At 66.8% G+C, this 24309-nt stretch carries 18 protein-coding genes; 9 read left to right on the top strand and 9 right to left on the bottom strand.

Annotated features, from left to right (window positions below; all coding sequences use genetic code 11):
• Positions 1–2: 2 nt before the first annotated feature.
• Positions 3–767 (bottom strand): class I SAM-dependent methyltransferase, encoded by a 765-nt coding sequence (locus P5W98_RS04190; RefSeq protein WP_421023413.1) that lies wholly within the window; start codon positions 765–767, stop codon positions 3–5.
• 133 nt (positions 768–900) lie between these two features.
• On the opposite strand from P5W98_RS04190, the gene P5W98_RS04185 reads away from it, so the two are divergent.
• The 3 genes from P5W98_RS04185 to P5W98_RS04175 all read left to right on the top strand — a co-directional run bounded on the left by P5W98_RS04185 (position 901) and on the right by P5W98_RS04175 (position 4510).
• Positions 901–1740 (top strand): helix-turn-helix transcriptional regulator, encoded by an 840-nt coding sequence (locus P5W98_RS04185; RefSeq protein WP_421044207.1) that lies wholly within the window; start codon positions 901–903, stop codon positions 1738–1740.
• Between the two features lie 209 nt (positions 1741–1949).
• The gene (gene argH / locus P5W98_RS04180) at positions 1950–3356 is read left to right on the top strand and encodes an argininosuccinate lyase (RefSeq protein ID WP_434718359.1); all 1407 of its coding nucleotides are present in this window, start codon (positions 1950–1952) and stop codon (positions 3354–3356) included.
• 233 nt (positions 3357–3589) lie between these two features.
• Positions 3590–4510, top strand: a complete 921-nt coding sequence (locus P5W98_RS04175) for a bestrophin family protein (protein WP_434718358.1) — start codon at positions 3590–3592, stop codon at positions 4508–4510.
• 23 nt (positions 4511–4533) lie between these two features.
• Here the strand turns inward: P5W98_RS04175 and P5W98_RS04170 are convergent, their stop codons facing one another.
• From P5W98_RS04170 to apbC, 5 genes are all read right to left on the bottom strand, one after another.
• Entirely contained in the window at positions 4534–5256 is a 723-nt protein-coding gene (locus P5W98_RS04170) for a lysozyme inhibitor LprI family protein (protein WP_434718505.1), read from the bottom strand.
• Positions 5257–5282: 26 nt separating this feature from the next.
• A complete protein-coding gene (locus P5W98_RS04165) occupies positions 5283–7562 on the bottom strand; it encodes an Orn/Lys/Arg decarboxylase N-terminal domain-containing protein (RefSeq protein ID WP_421023408.1) in 2280 nt (759 codons plus the stop codon).
• A gap of 90 nt (positions 7563–7652) precedes the next feature.
• Positions 7653–8222, bottom strand: coding sequence for a dCTP deaminase (dcd, locus tag P5W98_RS04160; protein ID WP_129561453.1), 570 nt, complete (start codon positions 8220–8222; stop codon positions 7653–7655).
• A gap of 231 nt (positions 8223–8453) precedes the next feature.
• Entirely contained in the window at positions 8454–9002 is a 549-nt protein-coding gene (locus P5W98_RS04155) for a superoxide dismutase family protein (protein ID WP_434718357.1), read from the bottom strand.
• Between the two features lie 230 nt (positions 9003–9232).
• Positions 9233–10321, bottom strand: coding sequence for an iron-sulfur cluster carrier protein ApbC (apbC, locus tag P5W98_RS04150; RefSeq protein ID WP_421023406.1), 1089 nt, complete (start codon positions 10319–10321; stop codon positions 9233–9235).
• Positions 10322–10683: 362 nt separating this feature from the next.
• Here apbC and P5W98_RS04145 point away from each other — a divergent pair, with 362 nt between their 5' ends.
• Together P5W98_RS04145 and metG are read left to right on the top strand one after the other, a co-directional pair.
• On the top strand, positions 10684–11337 hold the full coding sequence (locus tag P5W98_RS04145; protein ID WP_421023405.1) for an OmpA family protein: 654 nt from the start codon (positions 10684–10686) through the stop codon (positions 11335–11337).
• A 398-nt stretch (positions 11338–11735) separates the two neighbouring features.
• Entirely contained in the window at positions 11736–13895 is a 2160-nt protein-coding gene (metG, locus tag P5W98_RS04140; protein WP_434718356.1) for a methionine--tRNA ligase, read from the top strand.
• 91 nt (positions 13896–13986) lie between these two features.
• Here metG and P5W98_RS04135 read toward each other — a convergent pair whose 3' ends face one another.
• On the bottom strand, positions 13987–18507 hold the full coding sequence (locus tag P5W98_RS04135; protein WP_434718355.1) for a translocation/assembly module TamB domain-containing protein: 4521 nt from the start codon (positions 18505–18507) through the stop codon (positions 13987–13989).
• Positions 18508–18598: 91 nt separating this feature from the next.
• Positions 18599–20476: an autotransporter assembly complex protein TamA gene (locus P5W98_RS04130; RefSeq protein WP_421079146.1), complete on the bottom strand. Its 1878-nt coding sequence runs from the start codon at positions 20474–20476 to the stop codon at positions 18599–18601.
• 274 nt (positions 20477–20750) lie between these two features.
• Between P5W98_RS04130 and P5W98_RS04125 the strand changes: the two genes are divergently transcribed.
• The 4 genes from P5W98_RS04125 to panD all read left to right on the top strand — a co-directional run bounded on the left by P5W98_RS04125 (position 20751) and on the right by panD (position 23430).
• Positions 20751–20936 carry a DUF3460 family protein gene (locus tag P5W98_RS04125; RefSeq protein WP_129561447.1) on the top strand — a complete coding sequence of 62 codons (186 nt, stop codon included), beginning with the start codon at positions 20751–20753 and terminating at the stop codon, positions 20934–20936.
• A gap of 23 nt (positions 20937–20959) precedes the next feature.
• Complete coding sequence (locus P5W98_RS04120) at positions 20960–21883, top strand: segregation and condensation protein A (protein ID WP_421073767.1); 924 nt, start codon at positions 20960–20962, stop codon at positions 21881–21883.
• 227 nt (positions 21884–22110) lie between these two features.
• On the top strand, positions 22111–22953 hold the full coding sequence (panC, locus tag P5W98_RS04115; protein ID WP_421073766.1) for a pantoate--beta-alanine ligase: 843 nt from the start codon (positions 22111–22113) through the stop codon (positions 22951–22953).
• Positions 22954–23043: 90 nt separating this feature from the next.
• A complete protein-coding gene (gene panD / locus P5W98_RS04110) occupies positions 23044–23430 on the top strand; it encodes an aspartate 1-decarboxylase (RefSeq protein ID WP_028221186.1) in 387 nt (128 codons plus the stop codon).
• Between the two features lie 89 nt (positions 23431–23519).
• Here the strand turns inward: panD and P5W98_RS04105 are convergent, their stop codons facing one another.
• Positions 23520–24146 carry an AAA family ATPase gene (locus P5W98_RS04105; RefSeq protein ID WP_434718354.1) on the bottom strand — a complete coding sequence of 209 codons (627 nt, stop codon included), beginning with the start codon at positions 24144–24146 and terminating at the stop codon, positions 23520–23522.
• Positions 24147–24309 lie beyond the last annotated feature (163 nt).

Here is a 24309-nt window from a genome sequence, read left to right as displayed (position 1 = left end):
CTTTAGTCGCGCCGCGTCGCCTCGATCATCAACGCATCGAGCTTGAACGAGCCATCGCTTTGGACATCGAAGTATTGCCTCACTTCATCGGGCGCACGCTCCCACATCGAGCGGATCGCGCTCACGCGCTCGGGCGGCGTGCGCATGCGCGCCACCCACGTGTCGAAGTCGAGCGCGATGCGCCAGCGCTCGGCCACCTTCGCGTCGAACCCCGCGCGATCGAGCATCGCGAGCCACTCATCGGCGCGGTAGTCGCGAATATGCGAAGCATCGCGCAACAATTCGACCGCCTGGATATGCGTGTCGTAAAGCGGATCGTCGATACCGGCGATGTCGATGAACTTCAGGCGCCCACCGGGCTTGAGCACGCGATGCACCTGGCGAAGCGCGCGCGGCACGTCGCGCCAGTGGTGCGCGCTCATGCGACTGATCGCCCAGTTGAAGGTCGCATCGGCGAACGGCAGCGCCTCGGCGGCGCCCTGCTGTGTACGGATGGTCGCAAGGCCGCGGTCTTTCGCGGCGGCCTCGACCGTGGCGAGCATCGGTGCAGCAATGTCGTAGGCCACGACTTCACGCACGTGTGGCGCCACCGCGAAGCTCGCATGCCCCGCGCCGCAGCCCATGTCCAGCACCACGGCGTTGCCGCAAGTCGCCGCGAAGGTGGCGGCGAGATTGTCCAGATCCGCGCCGCTCGCGTGAACCTGGCTCGTGAGATAGGCGGCTGCGGTCGAGCCGAATGCGTCGGCGACCTGATCGTGATGCTTCATCGCTTGCTCCTGTAGGTGAACGGCCTGTGCAGTACCGAGTCCGGCGCCGCGTCAGCCGTTACAATAGAGGCCGTTTTGTACCAGTACAAGTTAAGCGATTATTCTGGTATCGCGAGCACCTGCCCCACGCCTCATGAGCCCCGACACCCCAGCCTCCGGAGCGCCAGCCGCCGACCTCGGCGCCGCCAAAACGCTCGACGCCACGCCCGCCCGTGCGCTGGGCGAATTTATCCGCGCCCACCGCGAGCGGCTCTCGCCGCAGGAAGTCGGCTTGCCGCCCGGCCCGCGCCGCCGCACGCCGGGCCTGCGCCGCGAAGAAGTCGCGCAGCTGTGCGCCGTGAGCCCCACCTGGTACACGTGGATCGAGCAGGGCCGGCCCGTCTCGGCTTCGGCGGACGCGCTCGCGCGCATCGCCGTCGCGCTGCGCCTCTCGCGCGCCGAGCGCGCCTATTTGTTCGAACTGGCCGCCCAGCGCGATCCCGCCGAGCCCGATCCATCCAGCGCTGCCGATGCACCCGCCACGCTCCTGCAAACAGTGCAACTGGTGGACGCGCCCGCCTACGTGCTCGACCGCCAGTGGACCGCGCTCGCATGGAACGCCCACGCGGCGGACCTGTTCACGGGCTGGCTCGATGCCGGGCACGACCGCAACCTGCTGCGCTTCACCTTCACGCAGCCGCTCGGGCGCGAGTTGATCGTCGATTGGGAAACGCGCGCGCGGCGCCTCGCCGCCGAATTTCGCGCCGACTCGATCCGCCATCTGAACGACGCCCCCACGCGCGCGCTGATCGATTCGCTGCTGGCCGCGAGCGACGAGTTCGCGCGCTTCTGGGCCTCGCAGGATGTGTTCGAGCGCGAAGGCGGCCGGCGCGAGTTCAATCATCCGCGCCACGGCCGCATCGCCTACGACCAGATCACGCTCAAGCCCGCGCATCGCGAAGACCTGAAGCTGGTGGTGCTGGTGCGGCTTTGAACGCCGCGGCGCCCGGCGCTTTGCGCGCGGCCGCCGCGCATCGCTTCATCCGGCGCAGCGCCGGGCGGCCCACGCACCGGCGGCCCACTGCGCCGATGGTAAAATCGTCTTCTTTCCCGCCGTGCGCCGCGTCTGGCATCAGAATGCGCTGCTGAGCTTCCTGCCTGAGCACACGGCCCGCTTAATCACGCTCGTTCACGCCCATCACCATGACGTCCCAACTGCACAAAAAAGGCGAAGCCTGGTCGGCTCGCTTCTCCGAGCCCATGTCGGAGCTGGTCAAACGCTATACGTCGTCGGTCTTCTTCGACAAGCGCCTCGCGCTCGTCGATATCGAGGGCTCGCTCGCGCACGCGTCGATGCTGGCTGCGCAGAAGATCATCTCCGCCGACGACCTCGCCGCCATCCAGGGCGGCATGGCGCAAATCAAGGGCGAGATCGAGCGCGGCGAATTCGAATGGCTGCTCGATCTCGAAGACGTGCACCTGAACATCGAGGCGCGCCTCACGGCGCTGATCGGCGACGCGGGCAAGCGCCTGCACACGGGCCGCTCGCGCAACGACCAGGTCGCGACCGACATCCGCCTGTGGCTGCGCGGCGAGATCGACCGCATCGGCGGCCTGCTCGGCGACCTGCGAGGCGCGCTGCTCGACCTCGCCGACCAGCACGCGGGCACGATCATGCCGGGCTTCACGCACCTGCAAGTCGCGCAGCCGGTCACGTTCGGCCATCACCTGCTCGCCTACGTGGAGATGTTCACGCGCGACGCCGAGCGCATGGCCGACTGCCGCAAGCGCGTGAACCGTCTGCCACTGGGTGCGGCGGCGCTCGCGGGCACGAGCTATCCGATTGACCGCTTCGCGGTGGCGAAGACGCTGGGCTTCGACAGCATCTGCACGAACTCGCTCGACGCCGTCTCCGACCGCGACTTCGCGATCGAATTCACGGCCGCCGCCGCACTGGTGATGACGCACGTGTCGCGCTTCTCCGAAGAACTGGTGCTGTGGATGAGCCCGCGCGTGGGCTTCATCGATCTGGCCGACCGCTTCTGCACGGGCTCGTCGATCATGCCGCAGAAGAAGAACCCGGACGTGCCCGAGCTCGCGCGCGGCAAGACCGGCCGCGTGAACGGCCACCTGATGGCGCTCCTCACGCTGATGAAGGGCCAGCCGCTCGCGTACAACAAGGACAACCAGGAAGACAAGGAGCCGCTGTTCGACACCGTCGACACGGTTGCGGACACGCTGCGCATCTTTGCGGAAATGGTCGCGGGCATCTCGGTGAAGGAGCAGGCGATGCGCGCAGCGGCGCTGCAAGGCTTCTCGACGGCCACCGACCTCGCCGACTACCTCGTGAAAAAGGGCCTGCCGTTCCGCGACGCACACGAAGCCGTGGCGCACGCGGTGCGCATCTGCGTGGAGCGCAACTGCGATCTCGCGGACCTCACGCTCGACGAAATGCGCCGCGAGCTGCCGGCCGTTGCGCATCTGCTGGCCGAGGACGTGTTCGCGGTGCTCACGCTCGAAGGCTCGGTCTCGGCGCGCAACCATCCGGGCGGCACCGCGCCGGAGCAGGTGCGTGCGGCCATCGCGGCGGCACGCGCAGCGCTGAAGTAAGGGGCGCGGCGGCGCATCATTCGGGCTGGATGATGCGTCCACGAGGTCACGACAAAGCGGGCGCGCGACGAATACCGTCGCGCGCCCGCTTTGCATTGGAGCGCCGCTGCGCACTGTGTTCCCTGCAAAATGCACGAAGTGAGCACCCGAGGTTCGCGCCCCTTCGCCTATCATGGCGCATGATCCCGGCTGGCCGACCCGCCGGCCCCGCCCAACCCCGCTCGCCCGACCCGATGATCGTCCGCCCTCACCTGCACTGGTTCCGCATGCTGCTCGCCTGGCGCGGTTCCGTGCTGCCGCAGCTTCTGCCGCGCCTCATGCTCGTGCTGGCGATCTCGATCGTGGCTGTTGCCTCCCACGATCACATCCTCAAGGTCACGGTGAACCTGAGCACGGTGCCGTTCTCGCTGATCGGCATCGCGCTCGCGGTGTTCCTCGGCTTTCGCAACAGCGCGAGCTACGACCGCTACTGGGAAGGCCGCAAGCTGTGGGGGCAATTGCTCAACCAGACGCGCTCGCTCGTGCGCGAGTCGCTCACACTGGTGCAAAGCAGCGATCCTCGCGCGCACGTGCGCCCGTTAGCTGCGCTGCTCTGCGCGCTGCCACATGCGCTGCGCCACCAGTTGCGCCGCACCGACCCACGCGCGGACCTCGAGGCGCGCCTGCCGCGCGACATGGTGGAACGCGTGATGGCTTCGCGCTACCGTCCCATGACGCTCGTGCAATGCGCTTCCGAATGGCTGCGCGACGAAGCGCGCGCGGGCCGCGTCGACGGCTACGCCGTGCTCGCCTTCGAGCACAATCTCAATGGACTTTCCGACGTGATCGGCGGCTGCGAGCGCATCGTCTCCACGCCGCTGCCTTTCGCTTATACGGTGATGATTCACCGCACGGTGTACTTCTTCTGCGCGCTGCTACCCTTCGGGCTCGTCGACAGCATCGGCGCGCTCACGCCGATCTTCGCGGTGTTCGTGGCCTACGCGTTCATGGCGCACGAAGCAATCGCCTCGCAGCTCGAAGACCCGTTCGGCACTGATGAAAACGACCTCGCGCTAAACGCGATGTCGGAGAGCATCGAGCTCGCGCTGCACGACCTGCTGGGCGACCCCACCACGCTCGCGGCGCGCGCGCCCGAGCAGTTCATCTTCGACTGAACGAACCGGCCGGGGCTGACGGCTCAGCGGTTATTCACCGTCTCCGACAAGCGCTTGAGCGTCGCAAGCCGCGCCCCGAGCAGGTCGAGGCGAGCACGCTCGTCGACGAGCGGCGTGGTCGCGTCGCGATACGCGCGCCATGCGCGTTGCGCGCGCGCGAGCGCGGGCCGCGAGTGCGCCGGCATGCGCACATACAGCTTGCGATAGTAGCGATTCAGGTCGTAGCTCACGTGCTCGCAGCGTGCATCGGCGCTACAGGCGCGCACGCGAGGCGGCGCGTCGCCCGATGCCGCCGCGGCCTGCCCGCGCAGCGAGAGCGCGCGGTCGCGCACCGGCTGCAGGCGCATATCCGCCTCGTAAAGCTGATAAGTTGAGCCGCTCGTGCTCGCGAATGCCGCACCAAGCATCGTGTCCTCGGCGTCGCGCCACGCCGCCCATTTGGTCTGGCTGAGTCGCCAGCGCTTTTGCTGCGCAGGCGGCAACTGCGAGACCAGTTGCGCGAGCGCCGCGTCGGCGGCGCTATGCCACGCGGTGCGCGCCTCGTCCATGCACTGGATCTGCCCCGCCGTCGAGGAACGGTCGGCGCGCGCGAGACAGGCCCGCATGCCCGCATCGATCGGGTCGGCGGCCGCCACTTCGGCATGCGCCGCCGGCGCTAGCGCCACCAGCCCGGCCGCCAACCCCGCTGCCACATTCACCGCCAGCGTAGCCGCCGTAGCCAGCGTCGTCACGAAAGAACGCACCATCATGCCGCTCGACCTTCTCCTGGCGCTCAAGCGCGCACGCAATCCACGAAATACTCGATGCGGCCGTTGATGGTCTCGCCCACGAGTCCGTGGATGTCGGTGTGGAAGCCCGGGAAGCGCTCGTTGAATTCGCGCGCGAACTTCAGGTAATTCACGATCGTCTTGTTGAAGCGCTCGCCCGGAATCAAGAGCGGAATGCCCGGCGGATACGGCGTGAGCAGAATCGACGTGACGCGGCCTTCGAGTTCGTCGACGGGCACGCGGTCGATCTCGCGGTGCGCGAGCTTGGCGAACGCGTCGGACGGCTTCATCGCGGGCTCCATGTCCGAGAGATACATCTCGGTCGTGAGGCGCGCGATGTCGTTGGCGCGGTAGACGCTGTGGATCTGCTGGCACAGGTCGCGCAGGCCCACGCGCTCGTACATCGGATGCTGCGCGACGAACTCGGGCAACACGCGCCAGAGCGGCTGGTTATTGTCGTAGTCGTCCTTGAACTGCTGGAGCTCCGTGACCATCGAGTTCCAGCGGCCCTTGGTGATGCCGATCGTGAACATGATGAAGAACGAATACAGCCCCGTCTTCTCCACGATGATGCCGTGCTCGGCCAGGTACTTCGTGACGATGGCCGCGGGAATGCCGGCGTCGCCGAAATCGCCGTCCACGTCCAGACCCGGCGTGACGATGGTCGCCTTGATCGGGTCGAGCATGTTGAAGCCCTCGGCGAGCTTGCCGAAGCCGTGCCAGTGATCGTTCGGGCGCAGCATCCAGTCTTCGCGCGAGCCGATGCCTTCCTCGGCCAGATCGTCCGGGCCCCAGACCTGGAAGAACCAGTCGTCGCCGTACTCGGCGTCGACCTTGCGCATGGCCCGGCGGAAATCGAGCGCCTCGGCAATCGACTCTTCCACGAGCGCAGTGCCGCCCGGCGCTTCCATCATCGCAGCGGCCACGTCGCACGACGCGATGATCGCGTATTGCGGGCTCGTGGACGTGTGCATGAGGTAGGCCTCATTGAAGCGGTGGCGATCGAACGCGCTGTCTTCGGAGTCCTGCACCACGATCTGCGAAGCCTGCGAGATGCCGGCCAGCAGCTTGTGCGTGGAATGCGTCGCGAACACGAGCGCCTTGGTGCGCGGACGGCCCGCGCCGATCGCGTGCATGTCCTGGTAGAACGCGTGGAATTCGGCGTGCGGCAGCCAAGCTTCGTCGAAGTGCAGCGTGTCGAGCATGTCGCCGAGCAGGTCCTTGATCATCTCGACGTTGTAGATCACGCCGTCGTAGGTGCTTTGCGTGATCGTGAGGATGCGCGGCTTGACGTTCGGGTTCTTCGCGAGCACTTCGCGCGCGAACGGATTTGCCTCGATCTTCTTGCGGATGTTTTCCGGCTTGAACTCGTCGCGCGGAATCGGGCCGATGATGCCGAAGTTGTTGCGCGTGGGCGTGAGGAACACGGGAATCGCGCCCGTCATGGTGATCGCGTGCAGGATCGACTTGTGGCAATTGCGGTCCACGAGCACGATGTCGCCGGGCGCCACCGTTGCGTGCCAGACGATCTTGTTCGACGTGGACGTGCCGTTGGTCACGAAGAACACGTGGTCGGCGCTGAAGATGCGCGCCGCATTGCGCTCCGAGGCCGCGACCGGGCCCGTATGGTCGAGCAGCTGGCCGAGTTCCTCAACCGCATTGCAGACGTCCGCGCGCAGCATGTTCTCGCCGAAGAACTGGTGAAACATCTGGCCGAGGGGGTTCTTCAGAAACGCCACGCCGCCCGAGTGGCCCGGGCAGTGCCACGAGTACGAGCCTTCGTCGGCGTACTTCACGAGTTCCTTGAAGAACGGCGGCGCCAGCGCGTCGAGATACACCCGCGCTTCGCGAATCACATGGCGCGCGACGAACTCCGGCGTGTCCTCGAACATGTGGATGAAGCCGTGCAGCTCGCGCAGGATGTCGTTGGGCAAGTGGCGCGAGGTGCGCGTCTCGCCGTACAGGAAGATCGGGATGTCGGCGTTGCGCTTGCGCACCGCTTCCACGAATGCGCGCAGCGCGATGATCGCGGGCGCGTGGCCAGGCGCTTCGCCATCGGAATCCTCGACGTAGGGCAACAGCTCGTCGTCGTCGATCGAAAGGATGAAACACGCCGCGCGGCTCGATTGCTGCGCAAACGACGTGAGGTCGCCGTAGCTCGTCAGCCCGAGGACTTCCGCGCCCTCTTTCTCGATGGCTTCGGCGAGTGCCCGGATGCCGGAACCCGAGATGTTCTCGGAGCGAAAGTCTTCGTCAATGATGACGACGGGAAAACGAAACTTCATGGGCGAATTCTCCAAAAGAAACGACCGCTGCTAATGATGCGCAGCGGTCCCCATATGTCGTGTGTGCGGTGGGTGGTGGTGCGCTCGAACTCAGGTCTTGGGCAGCGTGACGCCGTGCTGGCCTTGATATTTGCCGCCGCGATCCGCGTACGACACCTCGCAGACCTCGTCGCTCTCGAAGAAGAGCACTTGGGCCACGCCTTCGTTCGCGTAGATTTTGGCAGGCAACGGTGTCGTATTCGAGAATTCGAGCGTCACATAGCCTTCCCACTCGGGCTCGAAGGGCGTCACGTTCACGATGATCCCGCAGCGCGCATAGGTGGACTTGCCCAGACACACGGTCAGGACGTTGCGCGGAATGCGGAAGTACTCGACCGTGCGCGCGAGCGCGAACGAATTCGGCGGGATGATGCAGACGTCGCCCTTGAAGTCCACGAACGACTTTTCGTCGAAGTTCTTCGGGTCGACGATGGTCGAATTGATGTTCGTGAAGATCTTGAATTCGTCGGCGCAGCGGATGTCGTAGCCGTAGCTCGAGGTGCCGTAGCTCACGATCTTGCGGCCGTCCTCCGACATGCGAACCTGGTCGCGCACGAACGGCTCGATCATCTGCTGCTCTTCGGCCATGCGCCGGATCCACTTGTCGGATTTGATTGCCATGTTGGGCTACGGTCCAGAAAAAACGGGGAACGAAAAAAGATAACGCCGGAAACAACGCAGAAGCGGCGCGGGAATGGCCCGAAAGCGCGCCTCGCGCGCTCTGCCGCCCGCTTCGCGGCGCGCCGCCGCTGTACGAAAGGCGCCTATTTTACGCGATGTGGATCGGCGTGCCTGGAAGTGCACGCGAGGCGCCCCTAGGCGGGGCGTCATCGCGTGCGGTGCGGCCGCGCGTCACTGCGCCTTGATCACGCCGCAGGCGAGCGCCGGGCCGGTGCCGCGCGCAGGAAAGGCGTAGGGATCGATGGGGTCGCGATGCACGAGCACCGCGCGTTGCAAAACGGAGCGCACGCCGTCGAGCGAGACCTCCGGCGCCACGATGAAACCGATGGCGACGCCGTTGGAATCCGCGTGGATATTGCCGAGATCGCCCTCCACGCGCACGCCCGGCTTGAGGCGGTCGGCCGCGGGCGCGAACACGCTGCCGGCGCTCGAAGCGTCGGCAGCGTTGCAGTCGCCGCGATCGTGGACCTGGACCGCGTGGTCGCTGTCGGGCGCGAGGCCAAGAAGGTTGTAGCTCACCTGCACGCCGTCCGAGCGCTCGACGAACGAGACGGTGCCCCGCACCTGGCTGCCGACGACAGGCAAGACCTGTGCGAGCGCACGCTTGTCCTGCCGGCCCATGAAGCTGGTGCAGCCGGCCAGCAGCATGCACGCCGCCACGGCCAGCAGGGCTGCGCGGCCCGCGCGCCTTGCGTCTCCCCTCTCGATTCCTTTGCCCATGCAATCCTCATGTCCGCACGCGGTGCGCCCCTGCGCCCGTCGATCCGGACCCTTGAATGTCACATGATACCGCGCGCAAGGCCTTGTGCGCGCCCCGCGTGAGCGCTGCCACACACGCCGCAAGCCTTATGCAGCAAGGCTTAACGAGGTACGCCACGCGGCCTCGGCTCGGTATCGGCTCAAACAGGGACAGTTTGCCGGCCTGGCCCGCCAGCCGCGCGATGCGCGGCTCACGTGTTCTGCACGACGATGGTCGGGAACTTCGAGCTCATGTCGCGCGCGCGCTCCGCGATCTGGATCGCGATACGGCGGGCGATCGCCTTGTAAGTCGCGGCCACCGAGCCAGCCGGATCGGCCACCACGCTCGGATGGCCCGAGTCGGCCTGTTCGCGAATCCCGATGTCGAGCGGCAGGCTGCCGAGCACCTCCACGCCGTACTCCTTCGCCATGCGTTCGCCGCCGCCCGCGCCGAAGATGTGCTCGGCGTGACCGCAGTTCGAGCAAACGTGCACGGCCATGTTCTCGACGATGCCGAGAATCGGAATGCCCACCTTCTCGAACATCTTGAGACCCTTCTTCGCGTCGAGCAGCGCGATGTCCTGCGGCGTCGTCACGATCACCGCGCCCGTGACCGGCACCTTCTGCGAGAGCGTCAGCTGGATGTCGCCCGTGCCCGGGGGCATGTCCACCACCAGGTAGTCGAGCTCGCGCCAGTTGGTCTGGCGCAGCAACTGCTCGAGCGCCGAGGTGGCCATCGGGCCGCGCCAGACCATCGGGTTGTCCTGCTCGATCAGAAAGCCGATCGAGTTGGCCTGCACGCCGTGCCCTTCGAGCGGGTCCATCGACTGGCCGTCCGGCGATTGCGGGCGGCCAACGATACCGAGCATCATCGGCAGCGACGGGCCGTAGATATCCGCGTCGAGTACGCCGACCGAGGCGCCTTCGGCCGCCAGCGCGAGCGCGAGGTTCACGGCAGTCGTGCTCTTGCCCACGCCGCCCTTGCCCGAGGCCACGGCGACGATGTTCTTCACGTTCGGCAACAGCTTCACGCCGCGCTGCACGGTGTGCGCGGTAATCTCATGGCGCACCGCGACCCGGCTCGCCTTGACGCCGGGCACGCCGGCAAGCGCGCCTTCCACCTGGGCGCGGACCGCGTCGTACTGGCTCTTTGCCGGATAGCCGAGCACGATTTCGACGCCAACCGTATCGCCGTCGACCGTAACGTTTCGCACACCTTTTGCCGTTGCGTACGGCTTGCCCGTGTTCGGATCCACGAGGGCCGCCAGCGCGGCGTCGACCAATGCCCGATCAATGCTCATTCAAACTCCGTGTGCAAGAATGCGCCGGCGCCCGCGCGGCCGGAATGCCGTGAGGTGTCATGTCAGCGCCGGAAATCGCAAGAAATTGTTAAGCTGGATTGCGCAAATGCCCGCGGCAAGGCACGCTTCGCGGCATCGGCCCTTTTTGCACCGCTGCTTGTGCCGAATGTGCACTTGTCAAGCCGTCGCAAAAAAGGACCCATCATTGCCAGACGACTCGCGCATGTGCCCAAGTCGTCATTGTAGTAGTTGCAGCCGCGCGCCGTCCGAAGACCCTGAGGCCAATCGGGCCCAATCGGGCCCAATCGGGCGCAGTGACCGGCACAAGCGACTGTGCAGTTCCACCCAAGAGAGGATTGAAAATGAACACAAGAATCTTGACCCGCCTGTCCGTCTTCGCCGTTGCCGGTGCGCTCGTCGCCGGTTGTGCAACCGAGCAGGGTACCAACACCGCCATCGGCACCGGTGTCGGCGCTGGCACGGGCGCGGCCATCGGCGCGATCTTCGGCGGCGGCAAGGGTGCAGCCATCGGCGCGGGCGCCGGCGCGCTGGTCGGCGGCATCACGGGCTACAACTGGACCGCCATCCACAACAAGCTCTCCGGCGCCACCAAGGGCACCGGCACGCAGATCAGCGAGCAGCCGGACGGCTCGCTCAAGCTCAACATCCCGAGCAACGTGACGTTCGACACCAACAGCTACGCGATCAAGCCGTCGTTCGCGCCGGTGCTCGACCAGGTCGCGCAGACGCTGCAGCAGAACCCGGAAGTGGTCGCGCAGGTCGTGGGCCATACGGACAACACGGGCCAGCCCGCTTACAACCAGACGCTGTCGGTCAACCGCGCGCAGAGCGTGGTCAACTACCTGGCGTCGCGCGGCATCCCGATGCAGCGCATGGCCGCCGAAGGCCGCGGCGACACCCAGCCGATCGCGGACAACAGCACCGAAGCCGGCCGCACCGCGAACCGCCGCGTGGAAATCTATCTGCGCGCGACGGCGCAGCATCAGGGGGGCTAAGCGCGCCTCGCGGCGCCGCATCAGCAATATCGCGGCGCCGGCAATACCATGAAGCGGGACGGCTGCAAGCCGTCCCGCTTGTGTTTTGGGCGTGCGCAAACTGCAGCAGGCAGGCCTTCGGGCAGACCCACGGCGGGCGAAGTTAGCGGATTGAAAATTTTTCGAACTCTCCCCCAACTCCGCTGTCTTTCTTTACGGTACGTGTGCGGCGACGCCGCCGCGTCACCATTCTCCTCTTGTCGTTGTTGCTCCGGGGCCATCCTGCCCCGGTTTTTTTTGCCTGGCATTTTTGCATGTGCGTCCGCATGCGCGTGGGCCGTCCTTCCCCGGCCGAACGCGCCCCGCCCCCGCCCTGCTAAAATCGTCGTTTCCCCCGCAACATCGGATTCCCCCCACTTATGTCAGCACCCGCCACCGACCTCGTCGCAGCCGGCGCGTCTACCGTTCAAAGCGGCCGCCGCCAGATCCTCGTCACGTCTGCTCTGCCCTATGCCAACGGGCAGATCCACATCGGCCATCTGGTCGAGTACATCCAGACGGACATCTGGGTTCGCGCGCTGCGAATGCATGGCCACGAGGTCTACTACGTCGGTGCCGACGACACCCACGGCACGCCCGTCATGCTGCGCGCCGAGAAGGAAGGCCTCACGCCGCAACAGCTGATCGCGCGCGTCTGGCAAGAGCACAAGCGCGACTTCGACTGCTTCGGCGTATCGTTCGACAACTACTACTCGACGGACTCCGACGAGAACCGCGTGCTCTCGGAATCGGTGTACCTCGCGCTCAAGGCGGCGGACCTCATCGAGACGCGCGACATCGAGCAGGCCTACGATCCGCTCAAGAACATGTTCCTGCCGGACCGCTTCATCAAGGGCGAGTGCCCGAAGTGCGGCGCGAAAGACCAGTACGGCGACAGCTGCGAAGTGTGCGGCTCGACCTATGCGCCCACGGACCTGAAGAACCCGTATTCGGTGGTCTCCGGCGCCACGCCCATCCGCAAGACCTCGACACACTACTTCTTCCGCCTCTCCGACCCGCGCTGCGAGCAGTTCCTGCGCGGCTGGGTGAGCGGCCTCGCGCAACCGGAAGCCACCAACAAGATGCGCGAGTGGCTCGGCGACGCGGGCGAATCGAAGCTCGCCGACTGGGACATCTCGCGCGACGCGCCGTACTTCGGCTTCGAGATTCCAGGCGCCCCGGGCAAGTACTTCTACGTCTGGCTCGACGCGCCCGTCGGTTATTACGCGAGTTTCAAGAACCTGTGCGAGAAGCGCGGCCTCGACTTCGACGCGTGGGTCAAGCCCGACACGAAGACCGAGCAGTACCACTTCATCGGCAAGGACATCCTGTACTTCCACACGCTGTTCTGGCCGGCGATGCTGCAGTTCTCGGGCCATCGCACGCCCACCAACGTGTTCGCGCATGGCTTTCTCACGGTGGACGGCGCGAAGATGTCGAAGTCGCGCGGCACCTTCATCACCGCGCAAAGCTATATCGACACGGGCCTGAATCCCGAGTGGCTGCGCTACTACTTCGCGGCCAAGCTCAATAGCTCGATGGAAGACCTCGACCTGAACCTCGACGACTTCCAGGCGCGCGTGAACAGCGACCTCGTCGGCAAGTACATCAACATCGCGAGCCGCGCGGCGGGCTTCCTCATCAAGCGCTTCGAGGGCCGCGTGCAGGACAGCGCGATGAATCATCCGCTCATCGCGCAACTGCGCGCGGCGATCCCGCAGATCGCCGCGCACTACGAGGCGCGCGAGTATGGCCGCGCGCTGCGCCACACGATGGAGCTCGCCGACGCGGTGAACGCATACGTCGATACGGCCAAGCCGTGGGAACAGGCGAAGGACCCGGCCAACGCGGCGGCGCTGCACGAAACCTGCAGCGTGAGCCTCGAAGCATTCCGCCTGCTTTCGCTGGCAATGAAGCCGGTGCTGCCCACGCTCGCCGAGGGCGTCGAGCAGTTTCTCGCGATCGCGCCGCTCACGTGGGCCGACACCGGCAAGACGTTGTCGTCGCAACAGCCGATCAACGCGTACAAGCACCTCATGACGCGCGTGGACCCGAAGCAGATCGAAGCGCTGCTCGCCGCGAACCGCGACTCGCTGCAGGCCACGGAAGCGCCCGCGGCCGCCGACGCCAGCAAGAAGTCGAAGGCCTCGAAGGAAGCTGCGAAGAAGCCCGCTGCCGACAAATCGGACGAAACGCCCGAAGTCATCTCCATCGACGACTTCGCGAAGATCGACCTGCGCGTGGCGCTGATCGTCGACTGCAACATTGTGGAAGGCTCGGACAAGCTGCTGCAACTCACGCTCGACGTGGGCGAAGGCAAGACGCGCAATGTGTTCTCGGGCATCCGCTCTGCGTACAAGCCCGAAGACCTCAAAGGCAAGCTCACGGTGATGGTCGCGAACCTCGCGCCGCGCAAGATGAAGTTCGGCATGTCCGAAGGCATGGTGCTCGCGGCATCCGCCACCGACGAGAAGGCCGAACCGGGCCTGTACATTCTCGAGCCGCATAGCGGCGCGAAGCCGGGCATGCGCGTGCGGTAAAACAACGCCGCGTTCCCCTCGCGAGAGGGGCTTCGCTAGCAGAAGACAACACCCCGCAGGCGAGTTGCGCTGCGGGGTGTTTTGTTTGCGGCTACCACCGGATGCGATCGTAGCGCCGCGTATAGAGCACGTCCGCGCCGTAGAACGTGCCGCCATAAGCGGTCACCGACCAATAGCGCGTGAGGTTGATGGTGGCCTTGATCGCGTTCGACGCCGACTGCAGCCCTTGCTCGTAGCCGAGCACGAACCGTTCGTTGATGGCTTTGGACAGCATCACAACCTCGGGATCGGTGAGGCCGACCTCGCTGCGCCCGATCGAGAATTCATCGAGCCCGATGCTCTGCGCGATGCGCTTGCCCTGCTCGCTGCCGAGCAGCGCCAGCGCCGTCGTCATCGCGTTCTGCTGGCCGACGTTGTTGCCCTGGTCGGTGCCGTGGCCGAACAGCAGCCACGAAAGCTTGTCGCTGTCGGGCACGTTCGGCTCGGAAACGAGCTTCGCCACCGGCGCCTGGACCGTTCCGGTCACCTGCACGCCCGCCTCGACCTGCTGGTTGCGCCGCATCGCGAGAATGTTGATGCCCGGATTGCCGACCGGTCCATTGAAGGTGAAGAAGCCGTTCTCGATGTTGAGCTTGGTGCCGAACGCCGTGTACGTGGATCCTTCGGTCACGCGCACGTTGCCGACCGCGCGCAGCGGAACATCGGGCGCGCTGTTCACGGTGATCGTGCCGGCCAGTCCCAGGTCCGCGCCCTGGCCATGGAAGCGGAAGTCGCGCCCGAGGCTGATGGCGATGTTCGAGCGCGGCGAGAAGCGCGGCGCGGGTTTTTTCGACGCCGTCTCCTCGATCGGCGGCGGCACGCCGCCCGTGGTCGTGCCGTCGGGGCGCACGATCACGACGTCATCGCCGAGCGCGGGCGCGGCTGACTCGGGCATGTCAAAGCGCGCGTGATCGACGGTGAACTTGCCATCGATCTGCATGCCGCCCAGATGCCCGCCATTGGCGATGGTCGCGCTGCCCGACAGCGACAGCTTGCGGTCAGGCGAAGCAAAAAGCTCGAGCTTGTCAGCGATGATGCTCGCGGTGAGATCGGGTTCGGCATTGTCGAGCCGCACGCGGCCCGTCGCGCGCAGCGTGCCGCTCGTCGCACCGTGGAACTCGACCTGCTGGAAGTCGACGAGATTCTTCGAGAGCGCGATGCGTATCACGCCGTCCTTCAGCTCGACGCCCTGATCGACGACCGTGGCGGAAATGCCGTCGCCGACGAGCGAGCCCGTGAGGTTCGGCTTCGCGACCGTGCCGCCCAGCGCGAGGTCGAGCGCGAGATGGCCGTCGAGCAGATAGCTCGGGCCCAGCAGGCCGCCGGTGGTCTTGAGCGAGGGCACGTTCGCCTTGATCGTGCCGCCGAGCGGTGCTTCGTCGGCTATCGTGAGGATGCCGTCGCGCGCCACCAGCGTGGTGTTCGTGTCGATGTCGAGCACGCCCACGCGGCTCGCCTGCGCATGCGCCGTGAACGTGAGCCGGTTGCCGCCGCTGAAGGCGGCGCGCGCATGGAGATCGCCGATGCCAAGCGAGGCAAACCCGCGCCCGATCTCGGTCGTGATGTCGCCCGAGCGGCGCTTCACCTGCACATAGCCGCTCGCGCTCTGGCCGAGCGAGAAGTCCCAGTCGCCATCGAAGATCAGGTCCGATCTGAGCGTGGACGGCACGCCCGTGAACTGCTGGCGCAACTGCAGGATGCGCGCGAGCGAGACGTTCGTGAGCGCGCCCGCCGAGCGGATGCGGCCGTGATCGAGGTCGAACGACTTCAAGTCAAGCAAGGCGCCAACGGCAGCGATGCGCGTCGCGCCAAGCGTGAGCTTGCCCGGTCCCGCGCTCACCGTCACCGGCGCCTCCAGCTTCACACCCGGCACGCCGCGATTCTCGAGTTGCGTCACCGTGCCGTCCCAGCGCGTGCCTTCGCGGGTGTCCAAGAGCTTGCCGTTGGCCGCCACCGCGACGTCGATCGGCTGCCCCTGCAGCCTGCCCTTCGCGCTCGCGGTGAGCGTGTGCTTCGCGCGCGTGCCGGCAAGGCGCGCGCTCAGCGTCGTGATGTCGACGCCCGCCACGGCGATGCCGCTCGCATCGGCGCTGAAGGCGAGCGCGCCGTTCGCGCCATCGCGCGCCTCGGCGCGGCCCTCGGCGTGGCCAACGTGGTTCTCGCCGAACACCACGTTCTCGGCCTTGTAGTCGAGCGTCACGTCGGGATGCGCAAACGTGCCGGTCAGGTCGCCGCTCGCTGCCAGCTGGCCCGCGACGCCGAAGCCGAGCCGGTCGAGCTGCGGCGCGTCCACGCGAAAGCGCAGGCGGTCGCCGCGCGCGCCGAAGCTGCCCTGCAGGTCGACGGTGTTGCCCGCGACCGAGAGGTTCGCGCGGCTCGGCAGGATGCGCGAGCCCGCGAGCTGGACGAGGCCCTCGCCGGTGAGCGGCAAGTCGTCGTAGACGCTCGGGCCGAGCTTGAACTCGGCCTTCGTTGTGAAGGTGGGCGCAAGCATGCCGCTTGCGTTGAGCGTGCCGTTCACGCGCGCCGTGATGCGGCGCGCCGGGGCCTTCGGCGCGGCTTTGCGCAGGGCCGCTTTCGGCGGGGGCGTTTTGGGGGCGGCGGCTTGCGTGGCGTTTCGAGTCGCGCTTTGGGTCGCGCTTTGGGTCGTATTGCGCGCGACATTCTGCGCGTCCGCCTGCTCGCTCGTCTGCGCCGGATTGAGCGCGGGGTTCATCGCCGGATTGAGCGCGAGGTTGCGCCTCGGATTCAGGGCGTTCTTTTCAGCCGCGCGCTGCGCATCGGTGGGCGCCGCGGGCTGCGCCGCCTTGTGCGCTGCCTTGTGCGCCGCGTCTGTGCGCGCCGGCGCCTGCGACGTCAGCGAGAGCGGATCGAAATCGGTCAGCACCGCCTTGAGCGTGTAGCTCGAATTGGCGTCATGCTTGAGCGCGCCCGAGAGATCGAGACGTCCGGCACCCGAACTCAGCCGCACGTCGTTGAACGCGAGGCGCGCGGGATCCTGCGTCACCTTGCCTTGCAGGCGCAGCGCGGCCTTCGGATCGGCGAGATCGAGTGCGACGCTCTGCGCGTCGCCGGCGAGGCGCACCGTGACCGGTCCCGCGAGCTGGGTCGGGACCACGCTCGCTTCGATCGCGTTCAGGTCGAGTGCCGCCACCTTGAGGTCGAAGCGGCCATTGCGCCCGCTCAGCACGCCGCCGCCCGTCAACGTGGCGTTCTTCACGAGCCGCACGTTCAGGTTCGAGAGGCGCTGCGTGTGCGCATCGAGCACGACATTCGTGTGCGCGTCGATGAGCGGCAGCAGATGCGCGTCGATGGCGCCCGGCTTTGCGTTGACGATCGACACCGTGCCCGCGACCGTGAAGCCCGCTGCGTTGGCGTTCTCGTGACGCGCCGCGGCGCCGGAAGCGCCGGAAGCGCCGGAAGCGCCCGATGCACCTGATGCACCTGATGCGAAGCCCGCGGCAAGAGCCGGCGCAGTGCCCGACGCGCCCTTTGCCCCGGACGCCGCGGCTTGCGACGCCGCCTCAGGCACCAACGGCTTGACCCCGCCCTGCGCGGGCGCGAGGTCGGCGCGCAGCGCGAGGTCGGCGAACGGCGCGCCCGGCGAAAACGCCTGCGGGTTCACGTGATCGAAGGCCAGCGTCACGCGCTTGAGCGGCACTGCGGCGAACGGCGCCGCCTCGGCGTGGGCTTGCCCCGTCAGCTTCATGCCGCTCGCCGCGATATCGGCGGTGAGCGCCTCCAGCGACCCGCCAAGGCGTGCACTCACCTGCACGTCCTCCTTGTTGACCTTGCCCGCATAGCCGAGGTCGCCCGAGAGCGCGAACGGCCGCACGCCGTCGAGCTTCGCGCTCGCGTTCACCGCGCCAAACGGCGTGTCGAGCTGCTCGACGGCCGCCTCGTGATGCCGCCCGTCACTGCGCGCGTGGAATGCGAAGTTCGAGAACTCGGTGGCCGAGGCGCCTTCGTGCAATGTGAGCTTCGCCACGCGCAAATCGCGAATCTCGAGCGCGAGCGGCAGCCGCAGGTCGCCCGGCAGCGTCATTGGCGACGAAGGCTTGGTGGACGGCACAATGCGCGCGTCGATGTCGCCCACATGCAGATAATCGAGCACGAAGCGCCAGCGGCGCCCCTCGTGGATCTCCAGCGCCCACTGGCCGCTCGCGCGGTCGACCGCGAAAGTGGTGCCGTCCTTGCCGCGCCAGCGCACGTCGCGCAGGCGCAGACCCGTTGCGAGCGTGCCGCCATCGAGCCGGCCTGCGAGCTGCCCGCCCAGCGCCTTGACGGCGACGCGCCAGGCCCAGGCCGTGCCGCGCTCGGTCGTCGCCACGCCATAGACGAGCCCGGCCACCAGCGCCACGATCAGCACGGGCGCCGCAACCGCCCACGCAAGCGATTTCCACAGGCGGCGCCGGCGGCGCGGCGGCGGCGCATCCGCGCCACTGCTGCCGTTCGCGCCATCGCCGCCCGGTGGTGTTCCGGAGGGCAGCGCCCCGCCACCCTCCGAGGGCGCGGCAAACGCCACCGCAGGCACGGGCCAGCCCGCGCGACGCCAGCGCTCGCGCGCGCTCATGCGTCGCCCCGCACGGCGGAACGCCCGTTGGCGGAGCGCCCCCTGGCGGGCAGCGGCGTCGAAACAGCGCGAAACGTGGCGAGCGTCATGATCAGAAAGCGATACCGAGAGTCACGTAGGGCCGCACCCGGCGGTCGCGAAAGCCGTACGCGAGGTCGAGATTGACCGGGCCGACGGGGCTGCGCCAGCGTGCGCCGAAACCCGCGCCCGGATAGAAGACCTTTTCTCCCCAGGTATCGGTGGCGGTGCCGACATCGAAGAACACCGCGCCGCCCCAGTCGTGATTGAACCAGTGCTGATATTCCGCCGACCCGGTCACGAGATACTTGGTCGGCAGAATTGAGCCGTCGACGTTGTTGCCGATACTCTGGAACGCGTAGCCGCGCACCGAGTTCGAACCGCCCGCGCGAAACAGCAGCGACGCCGGCACGCTCGACGAACTGCTCCCTGTAAAGACGCCGCCCATCTCGGCGCGAAACACCATGATGTCGTCGCGGCCGATCGGCAGGTACTGCTGGCCGCGCATGTAGCCGCGCACAAAGGTGGCGTCGGAGCCCGCGCCCTTCACGCCGAAACCCGCCTCGACGCGCACGACGTTGCCAGAGCGCGGAAACAGCGGGTCGTCGACGTTGCGGCGCGTCCACGACCACTCGGGCATCAGCGCGCGGGCCATGGTGGGCGGCCCGGCGTTCTGGTAGAGGCGATCCTGGTAGTAGAGCAGCGAATACGCAAAGTCGATGTTCTGCGACGTGCGCGTACGCTGCACGCCCGCGCGCAGGCTGTAGATCGTGGTATCCGAGACGTCGGTGGTCGTGTACGACGCGAGCACGCTGTTGGTCCACGCATGCTCGCCCGGCGGCATCGAAAGCTGGATCTGGCCGTACTTCTGGATCTGGTCGAGCCGCCCCGAAAGCTCCAGCGGCCATGCCGAACCGAAGGTGTTCAGATAGGTGTACGAGCCCTGAACATGCGCGCCGGTGTCGGTCGAGTAGCCCACGCCGCCGCGGAAACTGTTGTACGGATACTCGCTTACCTTGACGTGCAGCGGCGTCTGCTCGGGCTTTTTCGGGTTGTCGTCGACGTCGATGGCCACGCTCGCGTAGTACGGCGTATTCTGGACCTGGCGCTGCAGTTCGGTCACGCGGTGGACATCGTAGATTTCGCCGGGGGTGATCGGGTTCACATTGTTCACGATCCGCTCCGGGTAGCGCCGCGTGCCCGAGACGTCGATCTGCCCCATCGTGAAGGTCGGGCCGCTGTCGAATGTGACGGAAAGTTTCGCGTCATGCTTGAGCGGGTCGATGCGCGCCTCGGAGCGCACGATCTTCGCGCCCAGGTAGCGGCGCGCCTGCAGCGTCCTGAGCGCCGCGCTCTTGGCGCCGCTCCAGCCGGATTGCGTGAAGGCTTCGCCCTCGTGCAGCGAGAACGCAAAACGCGCGGCGTTTTCCTGCGCGGGATCCTCGCTCAGCACCGGCCCGGTGAAGGTCAGGTTCACCGCCGAGATGGTCGTGCGCGGGCCCGCATCCACATGCACGATCACGCGACGCTTGCCGTTTTCGCCGCTGCGCACGTCGGTTCGCACGACGGGCGTGAAATAGCCTTCCGTGGACGCAAGGTCGCGCACCTGCTGCGGCGTGGCGGTGATGAGAAAGTCGAACTGATCGTCGCTCACGCCTGGCCGCGTGGAAAAGCGCGCGATGTCGAGGTGCGCTTCGAGCAGCTTGGCCAGCTCGCGCGGCGAGCTCTGGACTTCGACGTCGTAATAGGTGCGCTTGTGCGACCACGGCAGCAAATCGACCAGATCGGCCCGCGCGGGCGCCGCGCTCATGAGGCTGACGAGAAGGCTCACGGCGAGCCACGCGGCGAAGCGCAGCGAGCGCGTCTGCACGCGCGCAACGGCGTGCCCGCGCCGCGTCACCCGCGAGGGACGCTGCTGCACGCGCACCGCTTCGTTCACCCTTCCCGCCAAACAAACCTCCAGCCGTGTTTCTTTTTTCCGTTGCACACGCCGGGCGCGGGCGCAAACGCGTTATTTCACCACATCGGCGCTCGAAAACCCCAGGATGCGGCGCAAAAAGGGCCGCAAGATGCGTTGTAACCGGGCACCATGGCTGCCGGGGACGGGGCCCCGGCATCGCCCGTGCGGATGTTCCCCGTCCCGCGCTTGCGGTAAAATTCCCGCCGACACGCGTCAATCACACTGAATCGCACTAATCGCAAACTACCCGCGACGGACATTCGCCATGTATCAGTCGGAAATCACGCAGTTCCTGAATCAACTCAAAGAGCAGAAGCCCGGCCTGGAAGAGCAGCAGCGCAAAGGCCGTGCGCTCCTTTGGGACAAGCAGCCGCTCGACCTCGACGAGCGCGAGCGCCAGCAAGCCTCGCGCGTCAAGCAAACGCCCTACGTCTACTACCAGAACTTCTGATGGCCGAGGCCGACGGGGCCGACATGGCTAATGAGGCCGAAGGGAAGGCCGCCGCGGGTCATGCCCTTCCGGCCGCAGCCGAAGCGCATCACGCTGCGGCGAGCCCGGCCAGCGCGGGTGACGCACTCACCGCTCCCGCCACGGATTCGACGCCCGACACGGTCGACGGCGTCGCTTTCGCGCGCCTGTACGGCGAGCCGCTCTTCAAGCTTCCGCAAGACCTCTACATCCCGCCCGACGCGCTCGAAGTCTTCCTCGAAACGTTCGAAGGCCCGCTCGATCTGCTGCTCTACCTGATCCGCAAGCAGAACTTCAATGTGCTCGACATCCCGATGGCGGATGTCACGACGCAATACCTCGGCTACGTCGAGCAACTGCGCAAGACCAACCTCGAGCTCGCCGCCGAATATCTGCTGATGGCGGCCATGCTCATCGAGATCAAGTCGCGCATGCTGCTGCCGGTCAAGAAGGCCGACACGGGCGAGGAAGCCGAAGACCCGCGCGCCGAACTCGTGCGGCGCCTGCTCGAATACGAGCAGATGAAGCTCGCCGCGCAGCGCATCGACCGTCTGCCGCAGCTCGGCCGCGACTTCCTGCGCGCCGAGGTCTATATCGAGCAGAGCATCACGCCGCGCTTTCCCGACGTGGACAGCAACGACCTGCGCGCCGCATGGGCCGACGTCATCAAGCGCGCGAAGCTGGTCCAGCACCACAAGATCTCGCGCGAGGAGCTCTCGGTGCGCGAGCACATGAGCGTGATCCTGCGCAGGCTCCAGGGCGCACGCTTCATGGAGTTCTCCGAGCTCTTCGACACCACGCGCGGCGTGCCCGTGGTGGTCGTGAACTTCATCGCCATGCTCGAGCTCGCGCGCGAGTCGCTCATCGAGATCACCCAGGCCGAGCCGTTTGCGCCGATCTACGTGCGCCTCGCCTATCTCCCGGCCTAGCGGCGCGCCCGGCGCTCCGCCTGACGCTCGATGATGGGGCGATAAGACCCCGTCAAGCCAGGCCAGGATAACCCCCCATCCGGAACGGCTGCGCCGCGAGCGCAAATCCTCTACAATCGCCCGCGCCTGCCCCTGACGGGCCGGGCACGCCATCCGGGCGGCCGCGCCGCGCGCCATCCGCTTGCCGCAACCCGTCTTGCCCCGTGCGAGGCATAACGCATCCGATCATGAAAGTCATCAGCTCGATTCAGGAACTGCGCGACCAGTTGCGCGGCCAAAACCGCACCGCGTTCGTGCCGACCATGGGCAACCTGCACGAAGGCCACCTCTCGCTGATGCGCCTCGCGCGCCAGCACGGCGACCCGGTGGTCGCCAGCATCTTCGTGAACCGCCTGCAGTTTGGCCCCAACGAAGATTTCGACAAATACCCGCGCACGCTCCAGGACGACATCGAGAAGCTGCAAAAGGAAAACGTCTACGTGCTGTTCGCGCCCACCGAGGCCGACATGTATCCGCAGCCGCAGGAATACCGCGTGCATCCGCCGCACAATCTGGGCGACATTCTCGAAGGCGAGTTCCGGCCCGGCTTTTTCGAAGGCGTGTGCACGGTCGTCATGAAGCTGATGTCGTGCGTGCAGCCGCGCGTGGCGGTGTTCGGCAAGAAGGATTACCAGCAGCTGATGATCGTGCGGGCGATGTGCCAGCAGTTCGCGCTGCCGACCGAAATCATTGCCGCCGAAACCGTGCGCGACACCGACGGCCTCGCGCTCAGCTCGCGCAACCGCTATCTCTCGCCCGCCGAGCGCGCGGAAGCGCCGCAACTGGCGCTCGCGCTGCGCGGGATTCGCGAAGCCGTGCTCTCGGGCCGCCACGACTTCCAGCAACTCGAACTCGAAGCGATGGCCGCGCTCGCCGCGCGCGGCTGGCAGCCCGACTACATCGCCATCCGCAAGCGCGCGAACCTGCTGCCCCCCGCAGCCGGCGTTGCCGCCGATGCGGATGCGCCGCTCGTCGTGCTGGCCGCGGCCAAGCTGGGCCCCACGCGCCTGATCGACAACCTCGAGATCTGAGCGCGGCGCGCCGTTTCATACGTTTTCCAGCCGATTTTTCCCGTATTACCCGTGGCGGGCCGCGCGCCCGCTCGCATGAGGAGACTCACCATGCAACGCCATATGCTCAAGTCGAAGATTCACCGCGTCGCCGTCACGCACTGCGAGCTGCACTACGAAGGCTCGTGCGCGATCGACGAGAACCTGCTCGAAGCGGCGAACATCGTCGAAAACGAGCGCATCGACATCTGGAACATCAACAACGGCGAGCGCTTCACGACCTACGCGATCAAGGGCGAGCGCGGCAGCGGCATGATTTCGCTGAACGGCTCGGCCGCGCGCCGCGCGCAACTGGGCGACCTCGTGATCATCGCGGCTTTCGCGAATGTGGAAGAAGAAGAGCTGAAGGCGGGCTGGAAGCCGGACCTCGTGTTCGTCGACGAGAACAACCGCATCAAGGGCAGCCGCGACCACGTGCCGACGCAAAGCTGGACCTGATCGCGCCAAACCCGGGCGGCCTCGGCCTTGAGCGCCGGCGCCGCCCGCAGGCAAGGCAGGCGCCGCCGGGGTTGCCGCTTATGTGCTGCTCATTTGGCATTTACCCACTCGATAATCGAGCGCCACTGGTCGAGATCCTTCTCCACGCGGCTTTTCGCGACGTCCCATAGCGTGAGCCCGTGGGCGGCCATCTGCACGTAGTTCTGCGTGTCGCGCACATAGCCCAGCACGGGCAAATCCAGCCCCTCCACGAAACGCTGCAGCTGCTCGGCCGAGCGCGTGCGCGCGTCCACCCGCATGCCCACCACGCCCACCTTGATGGCGCCCTTTCTCACCGCCTTTTCCCTGGCGAGCCGGTCGAGAAAGTCCTTGGTCGCGAGAATGTCGAACATCGAGGGCTGCAGCGGCACGATCACCTTGTCCGCGAGCGCGACGATCGCGGCGAGCCGGTTGCCGTGCAGCCCCGCCGGCGTGTCGATGATGGCGTGCTCGAGCCCCTTGGGCGGCTTCGCCGGGTTATCGAGATCGACGCTCCAGCTCTCGATGGCGGGCAGCGTCTCGGGCCGCAGCTCGAGCCATGCGTGCGCCGACTGCTGCCGGTCGAGATCCGCGAGCGCGACCCACTCGCCTTGTGCCGCAAAATAGCCGGCCAGATTGGTGGACAGCGTGCTCTTGCCAACGCCGCCCTTGGGGTTCGCCACCACGATCACCGTCATGAATGCTCCCGTCAGGATGGCTGGCGCGCGGGCCAGCCGGTTTGCCGATTCTGCCGAATTCTGCCGATTTCGCTTCCGCCGATGCCGCCGCTGCCACGCCGTTGCGCGCGCGAGCCGCCGGGAAGCCGCGCGGCACACCGATGCGCCGACGCAACCGTCCGAT

It is taken from the genome of Paraburkholderia sp. A1BS-2L (assembly GCF_051125205.1).
In the GTDB taxonomy this organism is placed as follows: domain Bacteria; phylum Pseudomonadota; class Gammaproteobacteria; order Burkholderiales; family Burkholderiaceae; genus Paraburkholderia.
This window is presented reverse-complemented; position numbering and strand designations above follow the sequence as displayed.

Coding starts and splice junctions, on each gene's coding strand:
- P5W98_RS04190 (WP_421023413.1), bottom strand. CDS start 767: ATGAAGCATCACGATCAGGTCGCCGACGCATTCGGCTCGACCGCAGCC.
- P5W98_RS04185 (WP_421044207.1), top strand. CDS start 901: ATGAGCCCCGACACCCCAGCCTCCGGAGCGCCAGCCGCCGACCTCGGC.
- argH (WP_434718359.1), top strand. CDS start 1,950: ATGACGTCCCAACTGCACAAAAAAGGCGAAGCCTGGTCGGCTCGCTTC.
- P5W98_RS04175 (WP_434718358.1), top strand. CDS start 3,590: ATGATCGTCCGCCCTCACCTGCACTGGTTCCGCATGCTGCTCGCCTGG.
- P5W98_RS04170 (WP_434718505.1), bottom strand. CDS start 5,256: ATGGTGCGTTCTTTCGTGACGACGCTGGCTACGGCGGCTACGCTGGCG.
- P5W98_RS04165 (WP_421023408.1), bottom strand. CDS start 7,562: ATGAAGTTTCGTTTTCCCGTCGTCATCATTGACGAAGACTTTCGCTCC.
- dcd (WP_129561453.1), bottom strand. CDS start 8,222: ATGGCAATCAAATCCGACAAGTGGATCCGGCGCATGGCCGAAGAGCAG.
- P5W98_RS04155 (WP_434718357.1), bottom strand. CDS start 9,002: ATGGGCAAAGGAATCGAGAGGGGAGACGCAAGGCGCGCGGGCCGCGCA.
- apbC (WP_421023406.1), bottom strand. CDS start 10,321: ATGAGCATTGATCGGGCATTGGTCGACGCCGCGCTGGCGGCCCTCGTG.
- P5W98_RS04145 (WP_421023405.1), top strand. CDS start 10,684: ATGAACACAAGAATCTTGACCCGCCTGTCCGTCTTCGCCGTTGCCGGT.
- metG (WP_434718356.1), top strand. CDS start 11,736: ATGTCAGCACCCGCCACCGACCTCGTCGCAGCCGGCGCGTCTACCGTT.
- P5W98_RS04135 (WP_434718355.1), bottom strand. CDS start 18,507: ATGAGCGCGCGCGAGCGCTGGCGTCGCGCGGGCTGGCCCGTGCCTGCG.
- P5W98_RS04125 (WP_129561447.1), top strand. CDS start 20,751: ATGTATCAGTCGGAAATCACGCAGTTCCTGAATCAACTCAAAGAGCAG.
- P5W98_RS04120 (WP_421073767.1), top strand. CDS start 20,960: ATGGCTAATGAGGCCGAAGGGAAGGCCGCCGCGGGTCATGCCCTTCCG.
- panC (WP_421073766.1), top strand. CDS start 22,111: ATGAAAGTCATCAGCTCGATTCAGGAACTGCGCGACCAGTTGCGCGGC.
- panD (WP_028221186.1), top strand. CDS start 23,044: ATGCAACGCCATATGCTCAAGTCGAAGATTCACCGCGTCGCCGTCACG.
- P5W98_RS04105 (WP_434718354.1), bottom strand. CDS start 24,146: ATGACGGTGATCGTGGTGGCGAACCCCAAGGGCGGCGTTGGCAAGAGC.